The sequence below is a fragment of the Pseudomonas sp. MF09156 genome, from assembly GCF_059862305.1.
In genome coordinates this window covers 392,986-406,858 of sequence record NZ_JCBCUR010000002.1, presented here as the reverse complement: position 1 = coordinate 406,858, position 13,873 = coordinate 392,986, and the positions used below count along the sequence as shown (strand labels likewise).

Annotated in this window: 12 protein-coding genes; 4 read left to right on the top strand and 8 right to left on the bottom strand. The window is 60.6% G+C overall.

Annotated elements, in window-relative coordinates:
* Window positions 1–5: 5 nt before the first annotated feature.
* The 5 genes from ssuD to AC19YY_RS07635 all read right to left on the bottom strand — a co-directional run bounded on the left by ssuD (window position 6) and on the right by AC19YY_RS07635 (window position 5,398).
* Window positions 6–1,154: an FMNH2-dependent alkanesulfonate monooxygenase gene (gene ssuD / locus AC19YY_RS07655; protein WP_500604024.1), complete on the bottom strand. Its 1,149-nt coding sequence runs from the start codon at window positions 1,152–1,154 to the stop codon at window positions 6–8.
* Between the two features lie 25 nt (window positions 1,155–1,179).
* Window positions 1,180–2,148 (bottom strand): sulfonate ABC transporter substrate-binding protein, encoded by a 969-nt coding sequence (locus AC19YY_RS07650; RefSeq protein WP_169954991.1) that lies wholly within the window; start codon window positions 2,146–2,148, stop codon window positions 1,180–1,182.
* A gap of 93 nt (window positions 2,149–2,241) precedes the next feature.
* Window positions 2,242–2,835, bottom strand: coding sequence for an NADPH-dependent FMN reductase (gene ssuE, locus AC19YY_RS07645; RefSeq protein ID WP_038444301.1), 594 nt, complete (start codon window positions 2,833–2,835; stop codon window positions 2,242–2,244).
* Window positions 2,836–3,151: 316 nt separating this feature from the next.
* Window positions 3,152–3,790 carry a peroxiredoxin gene (locus tag AC19YY_RS07640; protein WP_169954992.1) on the bottom strand — a complete coding sequence of 213 codons (639 nt, stop codon included), beginning with the start codon at window positions 3,788–3,790 and terminating at the stop codon, window positions 3,152–3,154.
* A 276-nt stretch (window positions 3,791–4,066) separates the two neighbouring features.
* Entirely contained in the window at window positions 4,067–5,398 is a 1,332-nt protein-coding gene (locus AC19YY_RS07635; protein ID WP_169954993.1) for an OprD family porin, read from the bottom strand.
* 369 nt (window positions 5,399–5,767) lie between these two features.
* Here AC19YY_RS07635 and tauA point away from each other — a divergent pair, with 369 nt between their 5' ends.
* Window positions 5,768–6,754 (top strand): taurine ABC transporter substrate-binding protein, encoded by a 987-nt coding sequence (tauA, locus tag AC19YY_RS07630; protein WP_500604023.1) that lies wholly within the window; start codon window positions 5,768–5,770, stop codon window positions 6,752–6,754.
* A 115-nt stretch (window positions 6,755–6,869) separates the two neighbouring features.
* Here tauA and argA read toward each other — a convergent pair whose 3' ends face one another.
* Both argA and argE read right to left on the bottom strand, forming a co-directional pair.
* On the bottom strand, window positions 6,870–8,168 hold the full coding sequence (argA, locus tag AC19YY_RS07625; protein ID WP_032858930.1) for an amino-acid N-acetyltransferase: 1,299 nt from the start codon (window positions 8,166–8,168) through the stop codon (window positions 6,870–6,872).
* Between the two features lie 135 nt (window positions 8,169–8,303).
* A complete protein-coding gene (gene argE, locus AC19YY_RS07620; protein WP_169954995.1) occupies window positions 8,304–9,452 on the bottom strand; it encodes an acetylornithine deacetylase in 1,149 nt (382 codons plus the stop codon).
* A gap of 160 nt (window positions 9,453–9,612) precedes the next feature.
* On the opposite strand from argE, the gene AC19YY_RS07615 reads away from it, so the two are divergent.
* Window positions 9,613–10,980: a CYTH domain-containing protein gene (locus AC19YY_RS07615; protein ID WP_170042117.1), complete on the top strand. Its 1,368-nt coding sequence runs from the start codon at window positions 9,613–9,615 to the stop codon at window positions 10,978–10,980.
* An 85-nt stretch (window positions 10,981–11,065) separates the two neighbouring features.
* Here the strand turns inward: AC19YY_RS07615 and AC19YY_RS07610 are convergent, their stop codons facing one another.
* Window positions 11,066–11,536, bottom strand: a complete 471-nt coding sequence (locus AC19YY_RS07610) for an Lrp/AsnC family transcriptional regulator (protein WP_169900887.1) — start codon at window positions 11,534–11,536, stop codon at window positions 11,066–11,068.
* Window positions 11,537–11,663: 127 nt separating this feature from the next.
* Between AC19YY_RS07610 and AC19YY_RS07605 the strand changes: the two genes are divergently transcribed.
* Together AC19YY_RS07605 and tfpB are read left to right on the top strand one after the other, a co-directional pair.
* Entirely contained in the window at window positions 11,664–11,999 is a 336-nt protein-coding gene (locus AC19YY_RS07605; RefSeq protein ID WP_170057565.1) for an ACT-like domain-containing protein, read from the top strand.
* A gap of 84 nt (window positions 12,000–12,083) precedes the next feature.
* Complete coding sequence (gene tfpB, locus AC19YY_RS07600) at window positions 12,084–13,835, top strand: type IV pilus assembly ATPase TfpB (protein ID WP_500604022.1); 1,752 nt, start codon at window positions 12,084–12,086, stop codon at window positions 13,833–13,835.
* Window positions 13,836–13,873: the final 38 nt, after the last annotated feature.

Genomic DNA, 13,873 nt, shown 5'->3' with positions numbered 1-13,873 from the left:
GCGCCTCAGCTCTGCGACGCGGCTTTGGGAAGAATGTCGTTGGCCACCATCTCGCCAAACGGGCTGACGTAACCGGCGCTTTTCGGCAGCTCTGGACGTTCGATATCCAGGTGCGGGAACAGCAGCTCCGCGACCCGGTACGACTCTTCCAGGTGGGGATAGCCGGAGAAGATAAAGGTGTCGATGCCCAGGTCCGCGTACTCCTTGACCCGCGCCGCCACGGTCGGCCCGTCACCCACCAGTGCCGTGCCGGCACCACCGCGTACCAGGCCGACGCCGGCCCACAGGTTAGGGCTGACTTCGAGGTTGTCGCGGCTGCCGCCATGCAGGGCGGCCATGCGTTGCTGGCCCACCGAATCAAAGCGCGACAGCGACGCCTGGGCGCGCGCGATGGTGTCGTCGTCCAGATGGGAGATCAGTTTGTCGGCGGCTTTCCAGGCCTCGTCGTTGGTTTCACGCACGATCACATGCAAGCGAATACCGAAGCGCACGGTGCGCCCGAGCCTGGCCGCCTTGGCCCGCACCTGCTCGATTTTTTCCGCCACCGCCGAAGGTGGTTCGCCCCAGGTCAGGACCATTTCCACTTGTTCGGCTGCCAGGTCCTGGGCCGCTTCGGAAGAACCGCCGAAATACAACGGCGGCCGAGGTTGCTGGATCGGGGGGTACAGCAGCTTGGCGCCTTTGACGCTGATGTGCTGGCCGTCGTAGTCCACGGTTTCGCCTTCCAGCACGCGCCGCCAGATGCGGGTGAACTCCACCGAGGCCTGGTAGCGCTCTTCATGGCTGAGGAACAGGCCGTCACCGGCCAGCTCTTCTGGATCGCCACCGGTCACCAGGTTGAACAGTGCGCGGCCACCGGACAGCCGGTCAAGGGTCGCTGCCTGGCGCGCCGCCACCGTCGGGGAAATGATCCCGGGGCGCAGCGCAACCAGGAACTTCAGACGCTGGGTCACCGGGATCAGCGAGGCGGCCACCAGCCACGAGTCCTCGCAGGAGCGCCCGGTGGGGATCAGCACCCCGCCAAAGCCCAGGCGATCAGCGGCCTGGGCGACCTGCTGCAAATAACCGTGATCCACGGCGCGAGCGCCTTCGGCGGTGCCAAGGTAATGGCCGTCGCCGTGGGTTGGCAGGAACCAGAAAATATTGAGGCTCATGGAGTTGTCTCCTGAAGAAGTCGGATTACGGCGCTTTGGCAACGGTCGCAGGTGGCGTCCAGATCACGTCCTTGATGCTCAAGGGCTTGGGAATCAATTTGAGCTGGTAGAAGGTGTCGGCGATTTTCTGCTGGGCGGCGACCACTTCCGGGGTCAGGAACAGCGCTCCGTAGCCTTGGCGTTTCACCGAGGTCAGGGTGATGTCAGCCGGCAGGCCGAGCAATGGTGCGACTTGTTCGGTGACTTGCTGGGGGTTGGCCTTGGACCATTCGCCCACGGCGCGCACTTCTTCCACCAACGCCTTGATCACGTCCGGGTGTTTTTCGGTGTAAGGCTTGGTGGCCAGGTAGAACTGGTGGTTATCGGCAATGCCGGTGGCGTCACGCAGGGTGCGGGCTTGCAGTTGCTTCTCGGCAGCCGCCTGGTACGGGTCCCAGATGACCCACGCATCGACACTGCCACGCTCGAAGGCGGCACGGGCGTCGGCGGGCGGCAGGAACACGGTCTGTACGTCGGTGTATTTCAGGCCCGCGTCTTCCAGGGCGCGCACCAGCAGGTAATGCACGTTGGAGCCTTTGTTGAGCACAACTTTCTTGCCCTTGAGCTCGGCCACCGATTTGATCGGCGAGTCCTTGGGTACCAAGATGGCTTCGCTGGTCGGCGCTGGCGGTTCGTAGGCGACGTAGAGCAGGTCGGCGCCGGCGGCCTGGGCGAACACTGGCGGGGTCTCGCCGGTGACGCCAAAGTCGATGGAGCCGACATTCAGCCCTTCAAGCAACTGCGGGCCACCGGGAAATTCGGTCCACTGCACGTTCACGCCCTGGTCCGCCAGGCGTTTTTCCAGGGTGCCCTTGGCCTTGAGCAGCACCAGGGTGCCGTACTTCTGATAACCGATCCGCAGGGTTTCTGCGGCTTGGGCTTGAACAATGGCGCCGAAGGACACAGCCGCAGCAAACAGTGCGACCAGGCCCCGACGCAAGATGACAGTGCGCATGGCGCTCTCCAAATTGACGATGAGGGTTGTGGCTGCACCTGCTTGGCCGTTGGCGGCTGAGTAAGGTGAGGGTTTCTTACATTAGGGTTCGGCTTAAATGCTCCAGCGAGCGCTCAACAAACGTTCATTCAACACATGGGGGTCCAGCGGTTGCGGGCGGCGGGCCATGGCGCTGTAGAACTGCTCCAGGGCTTCGCTCAAGCGTTGTTCAAGGATCGGCACCAACTGCGCCTGGGCACTGCCTTCGCCGTAGGCGATCTGGCTGTCTTCGGCGAAAATCCCGTGCAGCAGCTCCTGGGCTTTCAGCGCCGACAGCACGGGTTTCAGGGCGTAGTCCACCGCCAGCATGTGGGCAATGCTGCCGCCGGTGGCCATGGGCAATACCACTTTGTGGGCCAGGGCGCGTTCCGGCAGCAGGTCGAGGACGGTTTTCAATGCACCGGAAAACGAAGCCTTGTACACCGGCGTGGCAATCAGCAAACCATCGGCATTGGCCACCTGGGCCAGCAGGTCGAGGACCTTCGGGCTGTCGAAGCGGGCATACAACAAATCTTCGGCCGGGAAGTCCCGTACCTGATAACTCACCACTTCCACGCCTTGCTGCTGCAACCAGCGCCGGGAATGATCCAGCAAGACCCCGGAGCGGGAACGCTGACTGGGACTGCCACCAAGTGTTACGACCAGCATCTGGAGTTTCCTTGAGCAAGTGTCGGCGGTTCGCGGTGCGGCGATGGCGCCAAGATGGAACAGACCTTATCAGCAGATTTATATATCTATAAATCTTATTTTTTCATTTGTTTATTCTTAAATTGCATATAAGAAAGATCATTCGCCAGGCGAAAAAAAAGGCCGTCGAAACGGCCTGAAAACCCCTGCTATGTGAGTACTGAAATGCGATTAACTTGTGGGAGCGGGCTTGCTCGCGATTGCGGCGTATCAGTCAGCACATTTCTTGCTGAACCACCGCATTCGCGAGCAAGCCCGCTCCCACATTGGATTCGGGTTAGCGGTTGGGCTGTGGGGTCAGCCGCAGATACGGCTTCACCGCCCGATAGCCCTTGGGAAAGCGCTTCTTGATCTCTTCCTCATCCTTGAGCGAAGGCACAATCACCACTTCGTCACCGTCCTGCCAGTTGGCCGGGGTGGCGACTTTGTAGTTGTCGGTCAGCTGCAACGAGTCGATGACCCGCAGGATTTCGTGGAAGTTGCGCCCAGTGCTGGCCGGATAGGTGATGGTCAGGCGAATCTTTTTGTTCGGGTCGATCACGAACAGCGAACGCACGGTAAGGGTGTCGTTGGCATTGGGGTGGATCAGGTCGTACAGGTCCGAGACCTTGCGGTCGGCATCGGCCAGGATCGGGAAGTTGACGATGGTGTTCTGGGTTTCGTTGATGTCTTCGATCCACTTGTGGTGGGAGTCCACCGGGTCTACCGACAGGGCAATGGCCTTGACCCCGCGCTTGGCGAACTCATCCTTGAGCTTGGCGGTGAAACCCAACTCGGTGGTGCACACCGGGGTGAAGTCCGCCGGGTGGGAAAACAACACGCCCCAGCTATCGCCCAGCCACTCGTGGAAGCGAATCTTGCCGGCGCTGGAATCCTGTTCAAAGTCGGGGGCGATATCGCCCAGTCTGAGGCTCATGGTGTGGCTCCTGATGAGTGCTTATGGAACCCACTGTGCCTGTGCCGATGATATTTTAAAAAGAATAAATATCGATTTATTTAGACGATAAAGGAATATTAAAAATCTGTTCACTGGACCGCAACCAAGGTGCAGGCCAACATGCACCCAAGGTTCGAGAAGGCCTTGAGACGCTGTAGAAAGAGGGGTTCAGGAAGGGCTTGCGGGGGTTGAGCCCGACTTGAAAGCAACAGCACCTTGCCCGGCATTGCGCCGGGCAAGGTTTTACTGCTGGTCTTACAGGATCGGCAGGGTGTAGCTGACGATCAGACGGTTTTCGTCCTGGTCACGCTGGGTAGTAACCTGGGAACGCAGCGAGGCGTTTTTCCAGGCCAGGCCCAGGCCCTTGAAGGTGCCTTCAGGGATTACGTAGCCGAGGTTGAAGTCACGTTCCCACTCGCTTTTGTCACCATTCACGGCGGCAATGTTGTCGCCCTTGAGGTAGACCACAGAAGTGGTCAGGCCTGGCAAGCCGATGGTTGCGAAGTCATAGGCGTACTGGGCCAACCAGGTACGCTCGCCGGCGCGTTGGAACTTGCCGATCTGCATGTCGGTGATGATGTAAGCCGAAGCGCCATCACCCTGGTTGAGGAACGGGAAGTCGCTGGTGCCATTGACACGCTGGTAGCCGGCGCTGATGGCGTGGCCTTGCAGGCTGTACGTGAACTTGGCGCTCCAGGTGCGGTTGTCGACTTCGCCGCCATTCTGGTAGCCCGAAGCACGGTAGCCGGCAATACGACCTTCCTGGCTCGAGTTCTTGCCGTCGGAGTCGCTGTTGAAGTAACGCAGGTCGGACTTGATGCTACCGACTGGCAGCGCCCAGTTGTGGGTCAGGCCCAGGAAGTGCTGCTTGTAGAAGTCAGACAGGTTGCCGTAGTAGTACTGGGCAGTCAGGTCCTTGGTGATCTTGTAGTCACCACCAGCAAAGTAGAACTCGTTGCTGCGGGCGTTGGCGGTAGCGGTGCGGGTTGCACCGTTGGAGCCAGCGATGGTCAGCGAGTCGTTGTTGGTGGAGTTACGGCCTTTGGCGTGTTCCAGCTTACCGCCAACCAGAGTCAGGTTGTCGATGTCGTTGGAGGTGATCTGACCGCCTTCAAAGGTCTGCGGCAGCATACGACCGTCGTTGGACGTCACTACCGGCAGTTTCGGCAGCAAGGTACCCAGCTTCAGTTCGGTCTTGGAGATCTTGACCTTACCGGTCAGGCCCAGGCTGGCGAAGTCGTCTACCGCACGACCGTCGTGGTCGCTAGGGAACACGGTGCCGCCCTTGGAGTTGTTGCCGTTGTAGGCAGTGCCTTTACCGGAGTCCAGCTTGACGCCGTACAGGCCGATTGCATCAACACCAAAACCAACGGTGCCTTGGGTGTAGCCCGAAGCAAAGTTGAAAATGAAGCCCTGGCCCCACTCTTCCTGCTTGGAAGGTTTGGCCGTGCCATCACGGTTGTCGGTATTGATGTAGAAATTACGTGCAGTAACGCTTGCCTTGCTGTCTTCAACAAAACCAGCGGCGCCAGCTTGCTGGGCCAAAACCCCAGCTGCGACGGCGAACGCCAATGTGGACTTCTTCATGTACCGCTCCTCTCGTTTCTAATTTTTGTAGTTCTTTGGTCTCGGGTCTGACGCCCTCGATCCACAGATGCGCGATTAGCGCCAGATCGTGACTGACAAGTCAATCGTAACCTTGTGTGTCTACTACCTTCGTCTAATCGCAGTTGATTTGGTCCCTGCAGGGTAATGAGTTTTTCATACACCCAAAAAGAATTATTTCATCCTTTTTCATACTATTCAGGAATAACACTTTCCATGGCGCGACAATCCCGCAGCGGGGTATCGCTCCATAAGCTAATTCCTAAAGGGTATTTATTGGCCATTTTTTAGATCGTTTAGTGTGAGCAGAATCTCGCACACGTCACTCACGATCAAAAAGGCGACGCCATCATGGCCAAACGCGCATCCTCTAGTCAATTTGTTACAGTTTTACTATCGCTTACACTTTCTTTTGGGGTGCAGGCCGCCAACCTAACCATCGGTTATCAGACCGGCATCGATCCGAGCAAAGTGCCCCAGGCCGACGGTGTTTATGAGCAGGCCATCGGCGAGAAAATCGACTGGCGCCGCTTCAACAGCGGCCCAGAAGTGGTCACCGCGATTGCCTCCGGCGATGTGCAGATCGGCAACCTCGGCTCCAGCCCGTTGGCCGCCGCCGCATCCCGCAATCTACCCATCGTAGCCTTCATCGTATCGGCTCAGATCAATAGTTCTGAAGCTTTGGTAGTGCGTAACGGCAGCCAAATTGACGCACCCAAGGACCTGATCGGCAAAACCATTGCCACACCTTTTGTCTCCACATCTCACTACAGCCTGCTCGGGGCCTTGAAACACTGGGGCCTGGACACCACACAGGTGAAAGTGGTGAACCTGCAACCAGGCGAAATTGCCGCAGCCTGGAAACGCGGGGATATCGATGGTGCCTTTGTCTGGTCGCCCGCCCTGGGGGAAATCCGCAAGACCGGCAAGACGTTGACCGACGCCGCCGAGGTGGGCCAATGGGGCGCGCCGACGTTCGAGGTGTGGGTGGCGCACAAGGACTTTGCCGAGAAACATCCGGAGGTCGTGGCCAAGTTTGCCAAGGTCACCCTGGATTCGTTTGCCGAGTACGCAGCGCACAAATCCGAGTGGACGGCGGATTCGGTACCGGTGCAAAAGATCGCCCGGTTGACCGGCGCAAACGCCGCAGACATCCCCGAACTGCTGGAAGGCAGCACCTTCCCCGATGCACAGGCGCAGCGAACCGACGCCTTGCTCAATGGTGGGACAGCCAAGGCCATTGGGGAGACGGCGAAATTTCTTAAGGAACAAGGGAAAGTAGAGACCGTGTTACCGGACTATTCGGCCTACGTGACCGGAAAATTCATCAAAGAATAAACCCTCCCCCTGTAGGAGCCGGCTTGCCGGCGATGGCGGTGGGCCAGTGAACAAAGATGTCGACTGATACACCGCCATCGCGGGCAAGCCCGCTCCTACATTGGATGGGTGGCGCTTATAAGGTCTTTTCGAAGATCTTCGAATTACGCTGGAAGTTGTACAGCGAAGCCCGCGCCGATGGCAGGCGATCGACGCTGCTCGGCACGAATCCGCGCTCGCGGAACCAGTGGGCGGTGCGGGTCGTCAGCACGAACAAGGTCTTCAAGCCTTGGGTGCGGGCGCGGGTTTCGATGCGCTCCAATAGCTCATCGCCACGGCCACCATGGCGATACTCCGGATTGACCGCCAGGCACGCCAGTTCGCCGGCATCCGAGTCGGCAATCGGGTATAGCGCGGCGCAGGCGATGATCATGCCTTCGCGTTCCACCACGCTGAACTGCTCGATTTCCCGCTCCAGCACTTCCCGCGAGCGGCGCACCAGGATCCCTTGCTCTTCCAGCGGGCTGATCAAGTCCAGCAAGCCGCCGACGTCTTCAATCGCCGCCTCACGCACCAGCTCGAACTGCTCCTGAGCCACCAGGGTACCGCCGCCGTCGCGGGTGAAAAGTTCGGTCAACAGCGCACCGTCCTCGACATAACTGACGATATGGCTGCGCCCCACGCCCCCACGACAGGCCTCGGCCGCCGCATCCAGCAGTTCGGCCTGGTAATTGTTGCCCAGGCGTTGCAGGTGCGCCGGCACTTGTTGCGGGCGCAGTTCGCGCACCAGCCGGCCGTTTTCGTCGATCAGGCCCAGGTCTGCGCCGAACAGCAGCAGCTTGTCGGCGCCCAGGTCGATGGCGGCGCGGGTGGCGACGTCTTCACAAGCGAGGTTGAAAATCTCCCCGGTCGGCGAATAGCCCAACGGCGACAGCACGACGATGGAGCGCTCGTCCAACAGGCGATTGATGCCCTTGCGGTCAACCCGGCGCACTTCACCAGTGTGGTGGTAATCGATGCCGTCCAGCACGCCGATCGGCCGCGCGGTCACCAGGTTGCCACTGGCCACCCGCAGGCGCGAGCCCTGCATCGGCGAAGACGCCATGTCCATGGACAGCCGCGCTTCAATGGCAATGCGCAGGTGGCCGACCGCGTCGATCACGCACTCAAGGGTTGCCGCATCAGTGATGCGCATGCCGTCGTGGTAATGCGGGGTCAGGCCGCGAGCGGCAAGGCGGGTTTCGATTTGCGGGCGCGAACCATGCACCAGCACCAGGCGCACGCCGAGGCTGTGCAGCAGCACCAGGTCGTGGACGATATTGCCGAAGTTGGGATGATCCACACCATCGCCCGGCAGCATGACCACAAAGGTGCAGTCACGGTGGGCATTGATGTAGGGCGAAGCGTGACGAAGCCAATTGACGTATTCGGGCATAAAACCTGGGCCTGTAATAAAAAGCAGCCAAAAAAGGATGAATCGCTAAACGCACAGCGGGCTGATGGTTATCGTCGGAACAGGCTTGGCGACACGCTCGCTCTCCTTCTATGTACGGTGTGCAATGGAGTTAATTTATGCAGGTTTGAGGCAGTAGTGTTCAATCAATTCCCGCAATAGACGCACTGTAGGCGTCAAGCGTGACATTTCAAGGTACTCGCCCGGCTGGTGGGCGCAGGCGATATCCCCAGGGCCGAGCACCAGGGTTTCACAACCAAGGCGCTGAAGATAAGGCGCTTCAGTGCCGAACGCTACTGCTTCGGCACGATGACCGGTCAAACGTTCCGCGACCCGCACCAGCTCCGCATCTTCCGGCTGCTCGAAGGGCGGCACTTCGGGGAACAGTGGCGCGTAGTCGATCTGCACCTGATGGCGCTCGGCGATGGGCGTCAGCTTCTGGCGGATGGCGTCGCGCAACACCTGGGGATCCATGCCGGGCAAGGGCCGCAGGTCGAACTCCAGGGAGCACTGGCCGCAAATGCGGTTGGGGTTATCGCCGCCGTGGATGCAGCCAAAATTCAAGGTCGGCTGGGGCACGCTGAACTGGGGGTTGCGGTACTCCCGCTGCCAGGCCAGGCGCAGGCCGCGCAGCTCGCCCATGGCGTCATGCATGGCTTCGAGGGCGCTGTGGCCCAGGCTTGGGTCCGACGAATGGCCACTGCGTCCGAGAATATCGATGCGCTCCATCATCACGCCTTTGTGCAGGCGGATCGGCTTGAGGCCCGTGGGCTCGCCAATCACCGCGGCACGCCCCAGCGGGCGACCGGCCGCAGCCAGGGCGCGGGCGCCGGCCATGGAGCTTTCTTCATCGCAGGTGGCGAGGATCAGCAGCGGCTGCTTGAACGGTTGGTCGAGCAGCGGCAAGACGGCTTCGATGGCCAGCGCGAAAAAACCCTTCATGTCGCAGCTACCCAATCCTACCCAGCGCCCGTCCACTTCCGTCAACTTCAAAGGATCGGTCTGCCACAGCGCTTCATCGTACGGCACAGTATCGCTATGCCCCGCCAGCACCAGGCCACCGGGGCCGCTGCCGAAGCTGGCCAACAGGTTGAACTTGCCGGGGCTGACCTGCTGGATATCGCAGGCAAAACCCAAATCGCCGAGCCAGGTGGCGAGCAAATCGATCACCGGGCGGTTGGTCTGGTCGAGAGACGCTTGGGTACAACTGACAGAGGGCGCGGCAATCAGTGCGGCAAATTGTTCTTTCATGGACGGTAAAGGCATGCGCTGTCTCTCAACTTCCACAGATGAAACCCATCATAGAACCATCCGCGCTGCACAATAAACCCGTTACGGCACGTTGCCCGGCTCAGTCCTGTACACTGCACGGCCTTGGCAGCCACCTATTCTCCCGGCTGCACTCCCGATCCTGGATGTTCCGGCCATGCAAAAAGAAACCGAAATCAAGCTCCGCGTCAGCCGCGAGACCCTCGCCGCGCTGCGTGAGCACCCGCTCCTGAAAAAACGCAACAAAAGTGGCTGGGAACGCCGTGAGTTGATGAACCAGTACTTCGACACCCCCGAGCGCGACCTGGCCCAGGCCAAGGTTGCCCTGCGCCTGCGCAAGGATGGCGACGAAGTGATCCAGACCCTCAAGACCCGTGGCCACAGCGTTGCCGGCTTGTCGGAGCGCAATGAATACGACTGGAAACTGGCCAAGGCCAAGCTCGATGTGAAGAAACTCGACGGCGAGTGCTGGCCCGAGCAACTGGCCGAGCTGGACAAAAAGACCCTCAAGCCGATCTTCACCACCGACTTCGTACGCGAACGTGCCGAGATCGCCTGGGGCCGTGGCAAGGCCAAGGTGGTGATCGAAGCCGCCCTGGACCTGGGCCAGGTGATTGTCGGCAAGCAGAAGGAAGAAATCTGCGAGCTGGAACTGGAACTGCGCGAAGGCGAGCCCGCCGCCCTCCTGGAACTGGCAGCCGAGCTGGCGCAAACCCTGGCGCTGATGCCGTGTGATATCAGCAAGGCCGAGCGCGGCTATCGCCTGTTCGACGCCAACAGCTACTCCCTGAGCCTGCCGGCCCCGCAACTGCAACCACAAATGCCCCTGGACGACGCCTTCGCCGCGCTGACCTGGCATTTGCTGGGCAGCAGCCAGCGCCTGGCCGAGCAGTACCGTTTCAACGGTCACTGGCGCCTGTTGCAGGACTGGGTAGACAACCTCGCCGAAATGCGCGCCCTGATCGGCAGCCTTGGCCAGGCCGCGCCGCGCCAATCCACCAGCGAACTGCGCAGCGCCCTCGACGCCCTTTTGGAAGACTGGCGCCCGCTGGTCCAGGCCGGTGAAGACGATGAAGACGTGCGCAAGGCCGCGCCGGAACAGTTCCTCGAAGAATTGACCGACGTGCGCTGGGGCCTGTTCTCACTGAACACTTCGCGCTGGCTGCTGGCCCGCACCTGGACCCTGGACCGCAATGTGCGTGGCAACCGCCAGGGCGCCGCCCAGGTCGCCAACTGGCTGCCGCGCCTGCTGGCCGACGAAGCCGTCGCCCTGCGCCTGCCGCGCTACCAGCAACAGCCCGAAGACCTGGCCGAGCAACTGCCGCGCATCGAGCGTCTGCAGGCCTGGCTGCATCACGCCCGCCACCTGCTGGAGATCCCGGAGCTGGATCGTTTGTACGGCGAGTTGAACAAGTTGGCGGCCCTGGCCAACCAGCCGATCACCGATGAGTCGCTGGATGCGCGGATGCATCAGGTGATTGCGGTGTATCAGAACCGTGCCTGGAAGACTTTGTTGCGCATGTAAGATTGCTATCGCGGGCAAGCCCGCTCCCACATTTGACCGAGTTCTCCAGAGAAGACCGGTTTGAATGTGGGAGCAGCCCGCTCTATCACCGCAACACTGGCAGGCTGGTGGTGGACTTGATCTCCGACAGCGCCACAATCGAATTGACCTCCTGAATCCCCGGCACCATCGACAGTTTCTCGAAGAAGAAACGCTCATATGCCTCGATATCCGAGGTGACAATGCGCAGTAGAAAATCCACCGCCCCCATCAGCACATAACACTCCAGCACTTGCGGGAACCCGCGGATCGCCTCGGTGAATTCCGTGAAGTTGGAGCGCCCGTGGGCGTTGAGTTTGACCTCGGCAAAGATCTGCGTGTTAAGGCCAATCTTCTTGCGATCAAGCAGCGTTACCTGGGCGCGAATCACCCCCTCCTCCTTGAGCCGCTGAATCCGCCGCCAGCAGGGCGACTGCGACAGGCCGACCTGTTCGGCAATCTGCGCGCTGGAGAGCGACGCGTCTTCCTGGAGCAGTGCCAGGATCCGGCGGTCGTAGACGTCCAACTCACTGTGCATAAAAATACCTATTAATCCAGTTTCTACGAATTACCTTATTCATATATAAGGCATATCACTCCAACATAGATAAGAAATACCCCACACCCCATGTAAAAATTTCTCCAGTCAAATTTGGAGAACGGCCATGCATTCAATTCCATCCAGCCCCACCACCCGCGTCGATGCCTGGGCCGTCAGCAACAGCCATTGCCAGGCGCGCTACCAGATCCTCGCCGAAGCCGAGCCCGATGTGCTGTGCCGGATCCTCAATTTCTTCGCCTTGCAGTTTTTGGTGCCGCAGCAGGTGACCGTGATGCGCGACGATGACCTGCTGAACATCGACGTAGTGATGGATGGCCTGAGCTGGCACCGCGCCCAGGTGATCGGCGAAAAACTTCGTAACCTGATCAGCGTGTGCTCGCTGGAACTACAACCCGTTGAATCCACAAGGCTACAAACCGTGCAGGCGGTGGCTCAGTAAAAACCGGCAATAACCCGCTGGGCGACAGCGACCAGGATCGGACTAGCCTTGGCGCTGCTGCTTCAAACCGCCCAGGAAACCGCCATGTCCGCTGTGCCAGAACACCAGGATCGCAGGCTTTGCCTCGACGATCTGCTGCCCGCCCTTACCACCCACGGTTTGCTCGACACCGCCCTGGCCGAGCGCTTGCGGCGCACATCGGCCAATGGCTTGCATCCGCTGGAGTTTCTCGCCGGCCAGTCACTGCCTGATCCCGCCAGGCCCGGCCTATTGCTGTGCCTGGAACGGCTGACGGAGTGGCTCGCCCGTCAGGTGGGGCAGCCCTACCTACGCATCGACCCGCTGAAAATCGATGTCGCGAGCGTGGTGCCGCTGATGTCCCACGCCTTCGCCCAACGCCACCATATCCTTGCCGTCGCCGTTGACCGCGACAGCGTGACGGTAGCCAGTGCCGAACCGTACCTGCGTGAGTGGGAAACAGGCCTGGCCCATGTGTTGAAGCGCCCGATCAAGCGCGTGGTAGCCAACCCCGAGGCGATCCGCAGTTGCACCCAGGAGTTCTTCCGCCTGGCCAGGTCGGTCAACGGGGCCGACCAGACCAACCCCATGGCGACCGCTGCCGAGCAACTGCTCAGGCTCGGTGCCGGTGAGCAGGAACCAGACGCCAACGACGCGCACATCGTCAATATTGTCGACTGGCTGCTGCAATTTGCCTTTGGCCAGCGCGCCAGCGATATCCACATCGAACCGGGCGCCGACCAGGGCCGCGTGCGTTTGCGTATCGATGGACTGCTGCACGATGCCTATCAGTTTCCGTCCCAGGTCACCACCGCCGTGGTCAGCCGCCTGAAAAGCCTTGGGCGGATGAATGTCGCCGAAAAGCGCAAACCCCAGGATGGCCGGATCAAGACCAAGACGCCCGCGGGGATCGAAGTGGAACTGCGCCTTTCGACCCTGCCCACGGCCTTCGGCGAGAAGCTGGTGATGCGGATTTTTGATCCACAGGTGCTGCTCCAGGACTTCCAGCAACTGGGGCTTTCGGCCGATGACTTGCTGCGCTGGCGGCAAATGACCGGTCAGGCCAACGGCATCATCCTGGTCACCGGCCCCACCGGGTCAGGCAAGACCAGCACCCTCTACAGCACCCTGCGACAGCTGGCGACCCGCACGGTCAACCTGTGCACGGTGGAAGATCCAATCGAGATGGTGGAACCGGCCTTCAACCAGATGCAGGTCCAGCACAATATCGACCTGACCTTCGCCAGCGGCATCCGCGCGCTGATGCGCCAGGACCCGGACATCATCATGATCGGCGAGATCCGCGACCTGGAAACCGCTGAAATGGCGATCCAGGCGGCCTTGACCGGCCACCTGGTGCTCTCGACCCTACATACCAACGATGCCCCCAGCGCGATCAGTCGCCTGCTGGAACTGGGCATCCCCCATTACTTGATCAAGGCCACATTAATCGGGGTCATGGCCCAGCGTCTGGTGCGCCGGTTGTGCCCACAGTGTAAAAGCCCGGAGGCACTGAACCAGGACGATTGGCGCAGCGCCACCCAGTCCTGCACGCCGCCCCCCGCCAGCGTCTACCGGGCCAATGGCTGTGCAGAATGCCGGGACAGTGGCTATCGCGGACGCATCGGGGTTTACGAGATCATGCTGATGAATGACGCTGCCAGGAACCTGGTCTGCGCCGAAACCGACCTGCAGGCATTGCGCCGCGAGGCGCTCAAGGACGGCATGCACAGCCTGCGATTGTCGGGCGCCCACAAGGTTGCGGCGGGGCTGACCACCCTGGAAGAGGTCTTACGGGTCACCCCCTCCAACGAGTAAACCGTTCTTATCTGCGACAAGCCCGTTACAATCGACAG

Coding starts and splice junctions, on each gene's coding strand:
- ssuD (WP_500604024.1), bottom strand. CDS start 1,154: ATGAGCCTCAATATTTTCTGGTTCCTGCCAACCCACGGCGACGGCCAT.
- AC19YY_RS07640 (WP_169954992.1), bottom strand. CDS start 3,790: ATGAGCCTCAGACTGGGCGATATCGCCCCCGACTTTGAACAGGATTCC.
- AC19YY_RS07605 (WP_170057565.1), top strand. CDS start 11,664: ATGCATTCAATTCCATCCAGCCCCACCACCCGCGTCGATGCCTGGGCC.
- AC19YY_RS07615 (WP_170042117.1), top strand. CDS start 9,613: ATGCAAAAAGAAACCGAAATCAAGCTCCGCGTCAGCCGCGAGACCCTC.
- argA (WP_032858930.1), bottom strand. CDS start 8,168: ATGCCCGAATACGTCAATTGGCTTCGTCACGCTTCGCCCTACATCAAT.
- AC19YY_RS07650 (WP_169954991.1), bottom strand. CDS start 2,148: ATGCGCACTGTCATCTTGCGTCGGGGCCTGGTCGCACTGTTTGCTGCG.
- ssuE (WP_038444301.1), bottom strand. CDS start 2,835: ATGCTGGTCGTAACACTTGGTGGCAGTCCCAGTCAGCGTTCCCGCTCC.
- AC19YY_RS07610 (WP_169900887.1), bottom strand. CDS start 11,536: ATGCACAGTGAGTTGGACGTCTACGACCGCCGGATCCTGGCACTGCTC.
- tfpB (WP_500604022.1), top strand. CDS start 12,084: ATGTCCGCTGTGCCAGAACACCAGGATCGCAGGCTTTGCCTCGACGAT.
- tauA (WP_500604023.1), top strand. CDS start 5,768: ATGGCCAAACGCGCATCCTCTAGTCAATTTGTTACAGTTTTACTATCG.
- AC19YY_RS07635 (WP_169954993.1), bottom strand. CDS start 5,398: ATGAAGAAGTCCACATTGGCGTTCGCCGTCGCAGCTGGGGTTTTGGCC.
- argE (WP_169954995.1), bottom strand. CDS start 9,452: ATGCCTTTACCGTCCATGAAAGAACAATTTGCCGCACTGATTGCCGCG.